The sequence below is a fragment of the Acidovorax sp. KPB24-07 genome (assembly GCF_057543315.1).
Window position 1 is genome coordinate 1 of record NZ_BAAJYS010000913.1, and the last position, 625, is coordinate 625.

Here is a 625-nt window from a genome sequence, read left to right on the forward strand (position 1 = left end):
CCTGCGGCGAGCGCCAGGCGATGCGGTCCTGGCCATCGAGCACGACCACGCCCAGGCCCGCCACGTCCACGGCCTCGCGCGCCAGCCGGGCGGCCTGCGCGTTGGCCACGTGCGTGGCCAGGCGGGCCATCACCTCGGGAATGCGCAGGGGCTTGACCACATAGTCCACGCCGCCGCTGGCAAAGCCGCGCAGGATCTGCTCGGTCTCCGACAGCCCGGTCATGAAGACGATGGGCACGTGCGCCCACGGCGGCGTGGCCTTGATGCGGCGGCACAGCGCGAAGCCGTCGGTGCCGGGCATCACCGCATCGAGCAGCACGCCATCGGGCACGGTCACCTCGAAGCGCTCGATGGCCTCGTCGGCATCGCGCGCGGCCAGCACGGCATAGCCTTCGCCTGCCAGCGCATCGCACAGCATGCGCAGGGTGTCCAGTGCATCGTCCACCACCAGGATGACGCGGCGCGGGGCGGCGGCCTGCACGCTGTCAGGGGAGTTCGTCATGTTCGGGTTCTCGCAGTAGGTGGGCCAGGGCGTCGAAGTCGAAGCGGTCCGCGCAGGCCTGCAGCTGCGCCAGCGCGGCGGCATGCCCGGGCAGACCGTCGCGTGCGCTGCGCAGCCGCTCGC

General features: G+C 72.5%; 1 protein-coding gene. It reads right to left on the reverse strand.

Annotation, left to right across the window (positions count from 1 at the left end):
- A partial coding sequence (locus AC27IQ_RS26635) for a response regulator (RefSeq protein WP_487091481.1) occupies positions 1-502 on the reverse strand: 502 nt, incomplete at its 3' end.
- Between the last annotated feature and the right edge of the window lie 123 nt (positions 503-625).